The sequence below is a fragment of the Campylobacter sp. CNRCH_2014_2452 genome (genome assembly GCF_025772865.1).
Taxonomy (GTDB): domain Bacteria; phylum Campylobacterota; class Campylobacteria; order Campylobacterales; family Campylobacteraceae; genus Campylobacter_D; species Campylobacter_D lari_D.
Genome location: NZ_JAKMSX010000004.1, coordinates 126,630 through 140,314, shown reverse-complemented (window position 1 = coordinate 140,314; position 13,685 = coordinate 126,630). Strand labels below are relative to the sequence as shown.

Sequence of the window (13,685 nt, the reverse complement as noted above, 5' to 3'; positions counted from 1 at the left end):
ATTATATAATACATCAAAAAAGTTTGATTTTGGTTAAAAGAAGTGGAGCGGGAAACGAGATTCGAACTCGCGACCCCAACCTTGGCAAGGTTGTGCTCTACCCCTGAGCTATTCCCGCATTTTGAAAGTAAAGTGTGATTTTATCAAAACTTTATTTTATTGTCAAGTTTTTAAAATTAAGGAATGTTTTTTGCTTGTGATTATTAAATTTTAAAAGGAGCAACTCATGCAAGTAAATGATAAAAATAGTCCGCTAGCCTTAAACAATATGACAAAAATCAAAGAAAAAAACACATCTTCAGATGAATTTCAAGCTACACTTAATGCACTTAAAGACAAAGAGGAAAAAGAGTATAAAAAAGATAGCAACAATGCTTTTAGTAATACAGATTTAAATATAGGTTCGATTTCTAAAGATTATAGCGTATATGCTTGGGAGAAATTACGCCAAAGCAAATACCAAAAAAATGAAGAAAATATCTTAAACAATCTTTTTAAAACTTTAGATAAAGCAAGAAGTTAATCATTCAAAATAGGGTAGTGCAATACCCTATTAAATTTTTAAAACTTTAACTTCTTGATCTTTTACTAATTTTGTATCATCAATTTGCGTGATTAAAATATGCGTGTTTTCACATAAAGGTTTTAACATACCTGAGCCAAATTTAGCTTCACTTGGTTTAAAATATCCATCGACTAATTTTCCAAAAGCAAAATCATTTCTTTGACCTTTGAAATTTAAATCTTTAGTCAATCTTGCTTTATCAAATTCCAAAAGTTCTTTACCATAAAGTAAATTGAGTATATTTTTTGCAAAAATATGCGTTGAAACTAAAGAGGCTAAAGGATTTCCTGGTAGGGCTAGAAAAAGCATATCGATTTTGTTAAAAAGTTTTACATGCTTACAAAGTTTAGCATTTACTTTTTCAAAAATAGGGCTAAAATCACACTCAAGCAAAGCTTGTTTGATAAAATCAGCCTCACCCACGCTAGCTCCACCACTGCTTATAAGCATATCAAATTCTTTATTTTCTAAAAGCTTTTTATATGTATTTAAATCATCTTTTATAAGTCCTAAATACTCAATATCAGCATAATCTTGCAAAATAGCATAAATTCCAAAAGCATTTGCATTATATATGCTGTATTCATCAGCATTTTCCCAAGGTTCTACAAGCTCATCTCCACTTGAAAAAATCCCAACACGCAATTTTTTAACGACATTTAACTCATAAATTCCTTGAGCAGCGAGCATAGCTACCATGCCTGAAGTGATTTTTTGTCCTTTTTTAAACAAAAATTCTCCAAGCTTTGCTTCCTCGCCTTTAAAGCGGATGGCATTGTTTTCTTTAGCATTTTTAGCATTGAGCTTTTCATCTTCAAGCGAAGCTTCTTCAAGCATTAAAATAGTATTTGCATTTTGAGGAATTTTAGCTCCTGTCATGATTTTATAGCATTCATTTTTTTCTATAATATAATCATTTTTATCGCCTGCTAAAATACTTCCTTTAATTTCTAGCAATTCATTCTTATGTGTATAATTTAGTGCATAACCATCTAGGGCAGAATTATCAAAAGCGGGTAGGTTTTTTTTCACAAAAACATCTTCATATAAAATACACCCCAAAGCTTGTGTCAAATTTACTTTTTGAAATTCATTTTTTGCTTTGATTTGTTCTTTTAAAAAATCTAAAGTTGCAAAAATATCTCTCATTCTTCAAGCCTTCTTATACTTGCACCTAGTTTTTTAAATTTTTCTTCTAAATTTTCATACCCTCTATCAAGATGATAAATTCTATGAATTTTACTTGTGCCTTTAGCTGCTAAAGCCGCTAAAATCAAAGCAGAAGATGCACGCAAATCAGTAGCCATAACATCAGCTCCCAAAAGCTCTTTAGTACCATTTATAGTAGCAATATGCCCGTTTAATCTTATATCAGCTCCCATTCTTAAAAGCTCACTTACATGCATAAAACGATTTTCAAATAATCTTTCATCAATAATACTTGTACCATTTGCTTTTAAAGCTAAAGCCATAAATTGTGCTTGCATATCCGTTGGAAAGCCTGGGTATTCGCTAGTTAAAATTTCAACCGGTTTGATTTCTTTAGCAGGATTTATACTAATACTATCTTCATTAATATCAAAGCTAAAACCCATTTGCTCTAGCTTTGCCAAAACTGCGCTAAGATGGCTTGCATTGACTTTTTTTAGAGTGATTTTTGAGTTAGTGATAGCTCCTGCACACAAATAAGTTCCTGCTTCAATACGATCAGGAATGATTTCAAAAGGTTTAAATTCTAAAAGCTCTCCACTTGTACCATAAATTTCAAGCTCAGAAGATCCTATGCCTTGTATATCAAGCCCAGCCCTAGCTAAAACCTCACAAAGTTGCACCACTTCAGGCTCTTTAGCAACATTTAAAAGTCTAGTTTTACCATGAGCTAGAGCTGCTGCCATGATGATATTTTCACTGCCTGTAACAGTGATTTTATCAAACATCACATCAGCGCCTCTAAGCTCTCCACTAGCTACCACATAACCTTGCTTAATCTCAATATTAGCTCCCATTTTTTCTAAAGCTAAAAGGTGTAAATCAATAGGGCGTTGGCCTATAGCACAACCTCCTGGTAAGGAAACCTCACAATTTCCAAATCTAGCTAGTAAAGGCCCTAAGGTAAGTATAGAGGCACGCATTTTACGCACGATGTCGTATTTTGCTATGGTTTTATTTAAGTGTTTTGTATTTATTTTTGCAAAATTGTCTTTAAAAGTATAATTTGCCCCTAAATTTTCAAGTAAAGAAAGTAGGGTGCAAATATCTGCTACATTTGGTAAATTTGAAATTTGCACTTCATTTTTAGCTAAAATACTTGAAGCTATCAAAGGGAGTGCAGCGTTTTTTGCACCACTTATTATCACTTCTCCATTTAACTTTTCAACACCATCAATCTCTAAATAAGTCATCAATTTTCCTTAAAATATATACATAATGATATAATAATATTTTACTACAAATATTATATAAATTAATAAGATTAAAGGTGTTTTTTGGGAGTTTTTCTAGTCATACTTGGTGGGATATTTTGGGCCATAAGTGGGGTTTTGGCTGAGTATTTGTTTAAAAATCATTATTCTGCTGAATGGGTAAGTTTTTATCGTTTGCTTTTTACCGGCGTTATTTTAATAATTTTGGGTGTAAAAAATTTCAAACTAAAATTACTAAAGCAAAAAGAAGAACTTAGCTCTCTTTTAATTTTTTCTATCTTTGGTTTATTGATAACTCAATATGGTTATTTTAAAGCTATTTATTATACCGATGCAGGAACTGCCACGATGATACAATACAATGCACCATTAATCATAATGCTTTTTATGTGTTTTAAAAATAAAATTTTACCTAAAAAAGTAGAACTAATCGCTTTGTTTTTAATACTTTTTGCCTTATTTTTACTTATAACAAATGGAGATATTAATACATTAAAACTTGATATAAGAGGTGTTATTTGGGCTTTTTTTGGAGCTCTTGGAGTGGCATTTTATTCTTTGAGTGCTAGACTTATCATAGTAAAATATGGCTTATTTTTAATCATGGGTTTAGCTAGTTTATTTGCTTCTTTTTTGCTTTTTGTATTATTACAAGGAAATATCCCAAAACATGATTTTTCTTTAAACTCCTTTTTGGCTATGAGCGCGATTGTATTTATAGGTACAATAGGGGCTTTTTGTTTATATTTAAAAGGAGTTGAATTAATAGGGGCTTTTAAAGCTAGTATGATAGCTTGTATAGAACCTGTGGCTGCTGCTTTTATGAGTTTTTTATTTTTAGGGACTATTTATAGCGTGATTGATCTTTTTGCTTTTGCTTTGATCATTCTTAGTGTGTTTTTAAATGCCAAAAAACACTAAGAATAAGTGATTAAAAAATACTAGATAAAATTATCTAGGTTCTATCGTGAAGTTTTTTTGCTACTTCTGCGGCTAATTTTAGCTTTTCATTATCAAAGTGTGTGTAAATTCTTGAAGTATTTAAACTCGCATGCCCTAGTGCTTCTTGGACTAAAACTAAATCTTTTTGTTTTTTATAAAGTAGAGTAGCAAAAGTATGTCTTAGCATATGGGCTCCATTTTTTTGCTTGCGAATTCCTGCTTTAAATAAAATTTGTTCTACTATACGCGAAACATAAGCTTGGGTTAGGGCTTTGCCATTGCGATTGACAAATAAAAGTCCATCATAAGAAAGATAATTTACCCTTACATCTTTTAAAAGATGTTCTATAAGCTCTTTTTTAATCATCACAACGCGGTATTTATTACCTTTAGCTCTAATGCGTATAATATAAAGATCATTTTCTTCACTAATATCTTTTAATTTTATATTAATAGCTTCACTAACCCTAATTCCTGTAAAAATGATGATTTTAATAATCAAGCGATTGCGTATGGTATTGCTTTTAAAATCTGTATTATCAATAGCATCTAAAAATTTACTCACTTCATCTTCACTCATATACTCAGGTAGCTTAACTCCCTTAGAACCACTTATACCCGCCCAGTTTTTAAGGTTGATATCAAAAATATGTGCTTTTTGATCTTCTTCATTTTGTTTATCTAAAAATGCAAAAAAATTAATCACAGCTATGCGGTAGTTTTTCTTACTCGCATCAGACAAAGAAGCACTAATACTTGCTAAAATTTCTACTAAAAGCTCTTCATCTATTTGTTTTAGTGAATAAAGCTTATAAAATAACAAATACTCATAAAGTTTTTTCAAAGGATTAAAATATGTATTTACACCGCTAAGTCCTGCATTTCTTGCTTTTTTTACATAAGCATCAAGCTCTTGTACATTTTTAACACCCTTACTTAAGGCTAAATTTACTACAGCTAAAGCTTGGGGGTCTTTTAATTCTTTATTTGATAAAGAATTAAGTTTAAATTTCACATATCTACAAAGCCAAAATAAAAATGACTTTTCAAAATTTTCTTCACAATCTAGAGGATATTTCATCACTCATTCTCCAAAGCTTTCAAAGTAGCCATTTTTGCATGAATATATGCACTATCAAACAGCTTTTTAGAGCTTTCTTTTATAATCAAACCAAGTTCAGTACAACCCAAAATCACTCCTTGAACCTCCGAAAATTGAGCAATCAAATCACATAAATATCTTTTTGATTTTTCATTTATAATACCTTTGCAAAGTTCATTAAAAATAATATCATTAAGCTTTAAAATATCATCATTTTTGGGAATAAAAACTTCAATCTTTGAATTAATTAAAAGTTGTTTATAAAAATCTTCTTGCATAGTGTATTTTGTCCCTAATAACAACACTTTATCAATATTTTGCTCTTGAAGTTCTAAAAGCATAGCTTTAGCTATATGTAAGATAGGAATTTGAATGTTTTTTTGTATATTTTCATAACATTTATGCATAGTATTAGTGCAAATTAATATAAAATCAACTCCACTTTTTTGCAAAAGTAGGGCATGTTGGGTTAAAATTTCACTTGCTTTTTGCCAATCATTCTTCCGTTGGCATTCTTCTATTTCTTCAAAATCAACGCTAGTTAAAACTATCTTAGCACTATGTAATTTTCCTAATTTTTCATTTGTTAATTTATTGATAATTTCATAATAACTAAGTGTGCTTTCATAACTCATTCCGCCTATTAAACCTATGGTTTTCAATTTTTTTTCCTTTTAAAATTAATATAAAAATTATAAAAAAATCTTACTTAAAAAATATCAAGCTATAATTATAAAAACAAAATAGGGTGATGATATGTTTTTTAAGAAAAAAACCGCGCAAAAGCAAGTAAAACAAAACAATATTTCAAAACAAGATAATACTTTAAATAATGACTTTGCACAAGAAAAAAGACTTTACGAATTTAGAGAAAATATGAAAAAACTTAGCAAAAATGAAAATAGTGCTAAACTTTTAGCAAAACAACTTTCAAGATTAATTCAAAAATCCAAATAAAATCAAAAACTCCACACAAGTTAAACTTTTGTATTAATTTCTTTTTTTACTCATCATTTTAACTTTTTTAGTCTATAAAAATATTTTAACTTAAACTTAATATATATGTAAAATTATATGATAAATAGTAAAATATTGAAATTATATACATTTTGTATTGAAAACTATAATTTTCAAACTTTTATATTTATCTGTTTATACATAAGTAAAATATATTTAAAAATACCTATAATATAGTATTTTAAAGCATTTTATTTTTTGGATGAAAATAATTTATCCATAAAAAAATAAGTATAATTTTTTGAAAAATATTATAAGTTATTTTATGCAGCTATAAAAGACTAAAGATGTATATTTTTCATTTCAACTAAATTTTAGTTTATATTTTTGCTTAAATAAATTTGAAGTTTAAAAATGTAGATTAGTTATTTTCTTGACTTTTAGGATAATCAAAAAACACAACTTCCCCGCTGTGTTCTTTTATATCTTTAAATTCTTTTATATCAAATTGCATACATAAAATAGCAGAAGTTGGAAAGTTTTCTAAGTCTATATGAGCTAGATACTCACAAAGTTCTTGCAATAAAGGATTGTGCATAATTAGCACTACCCTACTCTCTTTTGATTCTTTTATAAAATTTAACACATCCTTTAAATTACCATCATAAAAGCTTTTTTCTATCTTGATATCTTTTTCTTTTAAAGAAAAGCTTTTACAGAGTTTTTGTGCTGTTTTTATACAGCGCTTAGCAGGACTTGAGATAATGCTTTGGGCTTTAAATTCTAAATCCTTAATCCTATAAATCATAGTTTTTAAATCATCTTTTCCACTAGAACTAAGTTCTCGTTGTAAATCTTGATAGTAATTTTCTTTTTGAGCTTTAGCATGACGAATAAAATAGATATATTTCATCTTATAACCTTAAATTTACCCAAAGCATATCCACATATAAAGCCAAAAATATGTGCATACCAAGCTATATTAACACCCATAAAAATAGGCACAAAACTCATTAACAATATAGCCACAATAAGTCCTTTGGTGGCGGTTTTATCCAAATATGCATAATACCCCATTAAAACACATATAGCACCACTTGCACCCACTACATTTACAAAACTACCATCAAAACTTAAATACACATAAAAAGCACTAAGCAAAGAGCAAAGAATTCCACCGATTAAATAAAGCAGGGCAAATTTAAAACTTTTTAAGTATTTTTCAAGCATAGAGCCAAATTGAAAAAGCACTATCATATTTAAAATCAAATGAGGCCAATTTCCATGCATAAATATTGAGCTTAAAATTTGCCAATAAAATCCTTGAAAAAAAAATAAATTTAAACCCAAAATAGTATCTAAATTTAAAGAACCAAAATAAAGATAATTTACAAAAATAAATACAATAACATTAAAAGCGATTAAAAATGAAGCTACCATTGCCCTACTTTGTATTTTTGATAATTATAACAAAAAGCTATTTAAATTCTAGCTTACACATAAAATTCACATTAATAAGATACAATATCGTCAAAAATATAATAAGGTTAAAAATGAAAAAACTAGCTTTAGCTTTTTTGATTAGTTTAAATACTCTTAATGCTGGTATAGTCATAGCACCTGATTCTTTGCCGGTAAATATCAAACAATTTATTAAAGATTACTTTAATGCAGAGATTGGTCTAGTAGAACAAGATGGATATTCTTACGAAATTTATTTAAGTGATGGAAGTGAAATTGAGTTTTCACTCAATGGAGAATTTAAAGAAGCTGAAAATTTCAGATCTTTAAATTATGCTATTTTACCTTTAGCAATACAAAACACCATTAAAAATACCTATCCAAATGCAGCGATTATTGAAATAGAAAGAAAAATTTCATATTACAAAATAGAACTTAATAATCAAATGAAACTTTATATTGATGATAATGGGACTATTTTAAGACAAAAATTTGATGATTAAAATTGTTTAAGATTAAATAAGCAAGTTTTAAATTTTCTTCTAAAAAAGGCTTTAACCCTTGTCAAAACTTATAAAAATTTTAAAATAAGGAGCTTTATCATAGGCTCCGTATTGATTTTCTCACCTTAAATATTGCTTTTACTTTGTTTGGACAAAATCATAATTAGTACTACTCTTTATCAAATTAGATAAACAAATATCAAATTTTTCCTAAAATATTTAGTATAAATGTATTTTCATTATAGGTATATAACTCACACATAAGCTAAATTTTTTTAAATATTTACTCCTCTTGCACTCTTACTATCAGGCTTTTTGGTAGTTTAAAATATTCAATCCATTCTTGTTCTTTTTGTCTCATTTGTCCTTGATCTACCTCATGATCATATCCTTGTAAATGAAGCATAGCATGTATAAAAAGTAATGCCATCTCTTCTTCATTACTGTGTTTATACTCCATTGCTTTTTTACTTACTTCATCTAAATTTATCACAATGCTGCCAAGTAAATTTTCACAATTTTGCATCAAAGGAAAAGATAACACATCTGTAGTTTTATCTATACCTCTTTGACTAAAATTAATCTCACGCATAACTCTTTCATTTACCAAAACAAGCTCTATATTTTGATCGCTCATTTTCTGTGCTATTTTTTCAAGAAAAGAAATATCCATTTCTTCTTCACAAAAAATCATTATTATCCTTTTGATTTTATAATTTCAAAATTATATCAAAATTAAGGAAAAGCATGAAAAAAGCTCTTTGTATTATAAGTGGTGGTATGGATAGTACTTTATGTGCATATTTAGCTAAAAAAGAAGGATATGAGATCATTGCTTTACATTTTGACTATAACCAACGCACCATGCTTAAAGAAAGGGAATGTTTTAATAAAATTTGTGAAAAACTTAACATAAAAACAAAATATATTTTAGATGTGTCATTTATAGCAAATATTGGAGGAAACTCACTAACAGATTTAAATTTAGAAATTCCCAAAGAAAAACTACATGAAAAAGAAGTCCCAAACACCTATGTTCCTTTTAGAAATGGTATTTTTTTATCTATCGCAGGTGCTATAGCTGAAAAGGAAAATTGTGAAAGTATTTTTATAGGAGTGGTACAAGAAGATAGCAGTGGTTATCCTGATTGTAGTGCGAAATTTATACAAAAAGCTAATGAATTTATCAATGAAGGTACAACAAAAACTTGCAAAGTACAAATAAAAACCCCATTAGTTCATCTAAGTAAAGGACAAATAGTTGAATTAGCCCTAAAAGAAAAGGTAGCCTTAGAATATACTTGGTCTTGCTATGAAAGAGGAGATAAAGCTTGTGGTAAATGTGATAGTTGTTTATTAAGACTAAAAGGCTTTAAAGAGGCTAATGTAAAAGATTTTATAGAATATGTTTAAAAATTTACTTTCATTTTATTTTAGTTTGTATAATTTGCTTTTTTAAACATTAAGGAGAAAACATGAAAAAAATATTATTTGGTTCATTTTTAGCTGCTTCGATTTTGGCAAGTAGTGCTTTGAGTAAAGAATTTAGTTTAGATAAAGCACACACAAATGTAGCTTTTAAAATCAAACATTTACAAATTAGTAATGTAAATGGAAATTTTAAAGATTATGATGCAGTAATTGATTTTGATAGTGCTAAATTTGAATTTAACAAACTTCAAGCAAATATAAAAGTTGCTTCTATAAACACAGAAAATAAAGCAAGAGATGCGCATTTACAACAAGATGATTTTTTTAAAGCAAAAACTCATCCAAACATTACTTTTACTATGAGTAAATATGAAAAAATCTCTAATGAAAAAGGTAAAATGTATGGCTCATTAAGCATTGCTGGAGTAAGCAAAGATGTTGTTTTAGATACTGAAATTGGCGGTGTTATTAAAACAGATAGTGGCAAAGAAAAAGCAGGTTTTACTCTACAAGGACAAATTAAAAGAAGTGATTTCAAATTTGCTCCTGATACTTCTAGCTTAACACTTAGCGATGAAGTACAAATTAGCATCGAAGCAGAAATCAACGAAAAATAATATTATAAAAGCATTTTACTTTTTGTAAAATGCTTTGATTTTTATTTAGCTACCCAACCTTCTTTTTTCCAAATTTTTTGAGCTTCTTTACTTTGTGTAAATTTGATGAATTCGGCTACTTTTGGATTTTTTAAACCTTTTTGCGTTGGAACTATTTCAGCCGCTCTGTAAATGATTGAATTTTTATCCGCTAAAATAAATTTATTTTCTTTCTCTCCAACTGCTTTAATCCAATGTGTCCAAATGATTAAAGCATCGATTTTTTGATTATTTTTCCACTCATCAACCGCTGCTTTTGAATTTTTAGCATATACTTTAATGTTTTTTCTTAATTTTTCTAGGTTTTCAATTTTTCCTGTTTTTAAAGCCATATCCTCATATAAGCCAACTTGCCCTGCTCCATCAACCACCATAACATTAACACCATCTTTTAAAAGATCTTCAAATTTTTTAATTTTTTTTGGATTATTTGCTCTTACAATCATACCCGAGCCTCTAGCATTTAAAACCTGAACATCTTGTATTTTGATTTGTTTTGGCATTGCTTTAACAAAACCATCCATCATAGAAGTATTACCTGAATAAATAATATCAGCATCTGTTTTTGCTTTTTTTATCCATTTAGGTGTTGGTCCTGCATTAATAATAACTTTTTCTCCATGTTTTTCTTCAAATTGCTTAGCAAGCTCTTTCAAAACAGGAGCAGGACCACCTGGACCATAAACTAAAATTTCAGCATTTAATGCAGCTGCAGCAAATAAACTTAAAAATAAAAATTTTTTCATATTTTTTCCTTAAATTAATAAAATAAAATCGTAAATATATCTTTTTAAAGTTGATATTTTTTTAATCAAATAAACTAATTTTTTTCTCTCGTGCTAAAAAATACTCCAAAAACTCTTCTTCGCTTTCTTTGATTAGGCAATATTTAAAATCAAAAAAATTCTTTAATTCACTCAAATTTATATAAGAAAAATCACAAAATAATGAATTTTTTAATGCTATTTTGAAATCTTTAACGCCTTGGAGCTTTTGGCATATAAATTCAAAATCTTTTTCGTTTTCCACAAGTAAAATTACTCTAGAACTTCCACCAAAAGCACAAATTTCATTTTTTGAGTTTAAAAAATATGCCTTAAAAAGATCTAACTTTTTTTCATTAAAATTAAAAGATAGATTTTGCTTTTCAGCAAAATCAATAAATCTAGCAAAAATATCTGCATAAAAAAATGCAAATTTTAAATCTTTAAAATACAAATTTTTACAAAGCAAACTTGTTTGAAATAAAGATTTAGAGCCTAAAATTTCGTATTTACATGCTTTTAAAGTATGAAAATTTGATTTAAGTTTTAAAATAAATTTTTCATCATCAGAGCAAAAGAAAGTTTTTTCTTTTGAATTTTTCAAAAGATCAAAATCTAATAAAATATTTGAGTTTAAGACTTTAAAATTAAATGCCTTTGCAAATTTTAATTCTACATGATTGCAATATATAAATTCATAAGATTTTTCTTCACTTAAAAATCTAAAAAGTCTAAAAATAGTTGCTTCTAAATCATCAACTTGAAGATAAAACACATCTTTATCTTCAAGTTTTAATCTTTCCTCACTTACTATAACATAAGCACCAAGTTTTATAGCAAAGCTTGCTTGTTCATTATTTTTAGCAAAAAAAACACTTGCTTGTTTGACTTTGTTTAAATCTATACTAAAATCATAAACACTAGAAGTTGCTCCATAATTTAAAACTCGAGCATTAATAAGTTCGATAAAGTTAGAAATATTCATCTAGCCTATTAAAGCTCCATTTTCGATAAAACCTTGCGGGCTTATCAAAACTAATTTTTCATCTTTTTGAGCACTTAAAATCATACCTTGGCTTTCATGACCAAAAATTTTAGCTTTTTTTAGATTTGTAATTACGCAAACTTGCTTGCCTATTAACTCACTAGCTTTATAAAATTTAGCAATACCTGAAAGCACTTGTCTTAGTTCGCCATTTTCAAGTTCAAGTTGAAATTTTAAAAGCTTTTCACTGCCTTCTATATTCTGACAATCTTTTACTAATGCTACTTTGATTTCGATTTTTTTAAAATCATCTATTTTAATTTGAGCTAAATTTGGCTTCTCTTCTAATTTTTCTTCTTTTTTGTTTTCTTGGGTTAATTCAACTTTTGGAAACAAAGCTTCACATGCACTTGATTTTAAATCACATAATTGATTATTTAAAATTAGTTTTTGATAATTTTCGTTTGATATTTCAAAATTTAAAGCCTTTGCAATTTTTAATGCTGTCTTTGGCATAGCAGCTGAAAGTAAAATAGTTGCTTTTGTTAAAATATTAGCACATAAAGCCACTAAAGCATTAGCTTTTTGCGTTTGATTATTTTTAATCAAATTCCAAGGCTCATATTTACTAATACTTAAATTTGCTAAAGATAAAGCCTTGAAAAGTTCCTCTAAATAGCGATTTGGCTGGATATTTTTCAAAGCATTGATTGCATTATCTAAATACTCTTTGCATTCATTTAATTCTTGATTAAAATACAAATTCACATCTTTACACTCAATAATATTTTGAGAATACTTAGCACTCATACCGATAATTCTATTTAATAAATTTCCAAGCTCATTGCTTAATTCTGCATTGATTCTAGTGATTAATGCTTTTTGCGAAAAATCTCCATCATTACCAAAAGGAACTTCTCTGAGTAAAAAATATCTAAAAGCCTCTAAACCAAAAGTATCTGCTACTTCTTTAGGCGCTACAACATTGCCTTTAGATTTGCTCATTTTTTCACCATCTTTAGTCCACCAACCATGTGCTGCTATAAATTTAGGTAAAGGAAGTTCTAAACTCATCAAAAACGCAGGCCAATACACTGCATGAAAACGCAAAATATCTTTGCCTACAAAGTGTATATGAGCAGGCCAAAGATCCATATTTTCATCATCAAGTCCATAGCCCAAAGCACTCACATAATTCATCAAAGCATCAAGCCAAACATACACCACATGTTTTTCATCATTTAGTTCTTTTGGAAGCTTTATACCCCATTCAAAACTCGTTCTTGTAATGGAAAGATCTTTTAAGCCACCTTCTACAAAATAAATCAACTCATTAGCCTTATTTTTGGGTAAAATCGGCTCTTTTTCTTTGTACCATTTAAGAATTTGATCTTGATATTTAGAAAGCTTGAAAAAATAACTTTCTTCTTTTAAAAGCTGTGTTTTCTTACCACAATCTGGACAATGACACTCATTTATAAGTTGAGTTTGAGTAAAATAACTCTCACAAGAAACACAATAAAAGCCTTCATAAGTGCCTTTGTAAATATCACCTTTATCATACATTTTTTTAAATGCTTTTTGAACGCTTAATTTGTGATTTTCATCCGTAGTTCTAATGAAATAATCATAAGAAATCTCAAACTCATCCCAAAGTTTTTTAAACTTAGCACTAATTTCATCTGCATATTCTTTAGAAGTAAAATTTCTAACGCTAGCAGCTTGCTCTATTTTTTGACCATGTTCATCTGTGCCTGTTAAAAAGAATGTTTTTTCTCCTTGTAAGCGATAAAATCTAGCCAAAGTATCTGCTATAATCGTAGTGTAAGCATGACCAATATGAGCCACATCATTTACATAATATATCGGGGTAGTAATATAACGCATTTTCAACCT

16 protein-coding genes and 1 tRNA gene are annotated in these 13,685 nt (G+C 28.2%); 6 read left to right on the top strand and 11 right to left on the bottom strand.

What is annotated here, in order from left to right; all coding sequences use genetic code 11:
- Positions 1 to 43: 43 nt before the first annotated feature.
- Positions 44 to 118 (bottom strand) — tRNA-Gly (locus L8X38_RS03855).
- 108 nt (positions 119 to 226) lie between these two features.
- Between L8X38_RS03855 and L8X38_RS03850 the strand changes: the two genes are divergently transcribed.
- Positions 227 to 523: an invasion antigen C gene (locus L8X38_RS03850; protein ID WP_039668370.1), complete on the top strand. Its 297-nt coding sequence runs from the start codon at positions 227 to 229 to the stop codon at positions 521 to 523.
- A gap of 30 nt (positions 524 to 553) precedes the next feature.
- Here the strand turns inward: L8X38_RS03850 and L8X38_RS03845 are convergent, their stop codons facing one another.
- Both L8X38_RS03845 and murA read right to left on the bottom strand, forming a co-directional pair.
- Complete coding sequence (locus tag L8X38_RS03845) at positions 554 to 1,714, bottom strand: molybdopterin molybdotransferase MoeA (RefSeq protein WP_263661345.1); 1,161 nt, start codon at positions 1,712 to 1,714, stop codon at positions 554 to 556.
- A complete protein-coding gene (gene murA / locus L8X38_RS03840; RefSeq protein WP_263661344.1) occupies positions 1,711 to 2,967 on the bottom strand; it encodes a UDP-N-acetylglucosamine 1-carboxyvinyltransferase in 1,257 nt (418 codons plus the stop codon). Before murA ends, L8X38_RS03845 begins: the two co-directional genes overlap by 4 nt.
- An 84-nt stretch (positions 2,968 to 3,051) precedes the next feature.
- Here murA and L8X38_RS03835 point away from each other — a divergent pair, with 84 nt between their 5' ends.
- Positions 3,052 to 3,909 (top strand): DMT family transporter, encoded by an 858-nt coding sequence (locus L8X38_RS03835; protein ID WP_263661343.1) that lies wholly within the window; start codon positions 3,052 to 3,054, stop codon positions 3,907 to 3,909.
- Positions 3,910 to 3,943: 34 nt separating this feature from the next.
- On the opposite strand, the gene L8X38_RS03830 is transcribed toward L8X38_RS03835, so the two are convergent.
- A complete protein-coding gene (locus L8X38_RS03830) occupies positions 3,944 to 5,011 on the bottom strand; it encodes a tyrosine-type recombinase/integrase (protein ID WP_263661342.1) in 1,068 nt (355 codons plus the stop codon).
- Complete coding sequence (locus L8X38_RS03825; protein ID WP_263661341.1) at positions 5,011 to 5,694, bottom strand: aspartate/glutamate racemase family protein; 684 nt, start codon at positions 5,692 to 5,694, stop codon at positions 5,011 to 5,013. Before L8X38_RS03825 ends, L8X38_RS03830 begins: the two co-directional genes overlap by 1 nt.
- A gap of 94 nt (positions 5,695 to 5,788) precedes the next feature.
- Here L8X38_RS03825 and L8X38_RS03820 point away from each other — a divergent pair, with 94 nt between their 5' ends.
- Positions 5,789 to 5,989 carry a molybdenum cofactor biosynthesis protein gene (locus L8X38_RS03820; protein WP_133318915.1) on the top strand — a complete coding sequence of 67 codons (201 nt, stop codon included), beginning with the start codon at positions 5,789 to 5,791 and terminating at the stop codon, positions 5,987 to 5,989.
- Between the two features lie 421 nt (positions 5,990 to 6,410).
- Here L8X38_RS03820 and L8X38_RS03815 read toward each other — a convergent pair whose 3' ends face one another.
- Positions 6,411 to 6,902 (bottom strand): SixA phosphatase family protein, encoded by a 492-nt coding sequence (locus L8X38_RS03815; RefSeq protein ID WP_263661340.1) that lies wholly within the window; start codon positions 6,900 to 6,902, stop codon positions 6,411 to 6,413.
- Positions 6,899 to 7,429 (bottom strand): rhomboid family intramembrane serine protease, encoded by a 531-nt coding sequence (locus L8X38_RS03810; protein ID WP_133318917.1) that lies wholly within the window; start codon positions 7,427 to 7,429, stop codon positions 6,899 to 6,901. The genes L8X38_RS03815 and L8X38_RS03810 overlap by 4 nt, the downstream gene beginning before the upstream one ends.
- Positions 7,430 to 7,542: 113 nt before the next feature.
- Between L8X38_RS03810 and L8X38_RS03805 the strand changes: the two genes are divergently transcribed.
- Positions 7,543 to 7,953: a PepSY-like domain-containing protein gene (locus L8X38_RS03805; protein ID WP_133318918.1), complete on the top strand. Its 411-nt coding sequence runs from the start codon at positions 7,543 to 7,545 to the stop codon at positions 7,951 to 7,953.
- Between the two features lie 283 nt (positions 7,954 to 8,236).
- Here the strand turns inward: L8X38_RS03805 and ybeY are convergent, their stop codons facing one another.
- Positions 8,237 to 8,647 (bottom strand): rRNA maturation RNase YbeY, encoded by a 411-nt coding sequence (ybeY, locus tag L8X38_RS03800; protein ID WP_133318919.1) that lies wholly within the window; start codon positions 8,645 to 8,647, stop codon positions 8,237 to 8,239.
- Positions 8,648 to 8,700: 53 nt separating this feature from the next.
- On the opposite strand from ybeY, the gene queC reads away from it, so the two are divergent.
- Both queC and L8X38_RS03790 read left to right on the top strand, forming a co-directional pair.
- On the top strand, positions 8,701 to 9,366 hold the full coding sequence (gene queC, locus L8X38_RS03795) for a 7-cyano-7-deazaguanine synthase QueC (RefSeq protein WP_133318920.1): 666 nt from the start codon (positions 8,701 to 8,703) through the stop codon (positions 9,364 to 9,366).
- 62 nt (positions 9,367 to 9,428) lie between these two features.
- Positions 9,429 to 10,001: a YceI family protein gene (locus L8X38_RS03790; protein WP_133318921.1), complete on the top strand. Its 573-nt coding sequence runs from the start codon at positions 9,429 to 9,431 to the stop codon at positions 9,999 to 10,001.
- A gap of 41 nt (positions 10,002 to 10,042) precedes the next feature.
- Here L8X38_RS03790 and L8X38_RS03785 read toward each other — a convergent pair whose 3' ends face one another.
- The 3 genes from L8X38_RS03785 to metG all read right to left on the bottom strand — a co-directional run bounded on the left by L8X38_RS03785 (position 10,043) and on the right by metG (position 13,676).
- Entirely contained in the window at positions 10,043 to 10,786 is a 744-nt protein-coding gene (locus L8X38_RS03785; RefSeq protein WP_263661339.1) for a substrate-binding domain-containing protein, read from the bottom strand.
- Between the two features lie 61 nt (positions 10,787 to 10,847).
- Positions 10,848 to 11,789: a hypothetical protein gene (locus L8X38_RS03780; RefSeq protein WP_263659685.1), complete on the bottom strand. Its 942-nt coding sequence runs from the start codon at positions 11,787 to 11,789 to the stop codon at positions 10,848 to 10,850.
- Entirely contained in the window at positions 11,790 to 13,676 is a 1,887-nt protein-coding gene (gene metG / locus L8X38_RS03775; protein ID WP_263661338.1) for a methionine--tRNA ligase, read from the bottom strand.
- Positions 13,677 to 13,685: the final 9 nt, after the last annotated feature.

Excerpts from the sequence above, each read along its gene's own strand:
- L8X38_RS03850 (WP_039668370.1), top strand. The coding sequence starts at position 227 with ATGCAAGTAAATGATAAAAATAGTCCGCTAGCCTTAAACAATATGACA.
- L8X38_RS03845 (WP_263661345.1), bottom strand. The coding sequence starts at position 1,714 with ATGAGAGATATTTTTGCAACTTTAGATTTTTTAAAAGAACAAATCAAA.
- murA (WP_263661344.1), bottom strand. The coding sequence starts at position 2,967 with ATGACTTATTTAGAGATTGATGGTGTTGAAAAGTTAAATGGAGAAGTG.
- L8X38_RS03830 (WP_263661342.1), bottom strand. The coding sequence starts at position 5,011 with ATGAAATATCCTCTAGATTGTGAAGAAAATTTTGAAAAGTCATTTTTA.
- L8X38_RS03820 (WP_133318915.1), top strand. The coding sequence starts at position 5,789 with ATGTTTTTTAAGAAAAAAACCGCGCAAAAGCAAGTAAAACAAAACAAT.
- L8X38_RS03815 (WP_263661340.1), bottom strand. The coding sequence starts at position 6,902 with ATGAAATATATCTATTTTATTCGTCATGCTAAAGCTCAAAAAGAAAAT.
- L8X38_RS03810 (WP_133318917.1), bottom strand. The coding sequence starts at position 7,429 with ATGGTAGCTTCATTTTTAATCGCTTTTAATGTTATTGTATTTATTTTT.
- L8X38_RS03805 (WP_133318918.1), top strand. The coding sequence starts at position 7,543 with ATGAAAAAACTAGCTTTAGCTTTTTTGATTAGTTTAAATACTCTTAAT.
- ybeY (WP_133318919.1), bottom strand. The coding sequence starts at position 8,647 with ATGATTTTTTGTGAAGAAGAAATGGATATTTCTTTTCTTGAAAAAATA.
- queC (WP_133318920.1), top strand. The coding sequence starts at position 8,701 with ATGAAAAAAGCTCTTTGTATTATAAGTGGTGGTATGGATAGTACTTTA.
- L8X38_RS03790 (WP_133318921.1), top strand. The coding sequence starts at position 9,429 with ATGAAAAAAATATTATTTGGTTCATTTTTAGCTGCTTCGATTTTGGCA.
- L8X38_RS03785 (WP_263661339.1), bottom strand. The coding sequence starts at position 10,786 with ATGAAAAAATTTTTATTTTTAAGTTTATTTGCTGCAGCTGCATTAAAT.
- L8X38_RS03780 (WP_263659685.1), bottom strand. The coding sequence starts at position 11,789 with ATGAATATTTCTAACTTTATCGAACTTATTAATGCTCGAGTTTTAAAT.
- metG (WP_263661338.1), bottom strand. The coding sequence starts at position 13,676 with ATGCGTTATATTACTACCCCGATATATTATGTAAATGATGTGGCTCAT.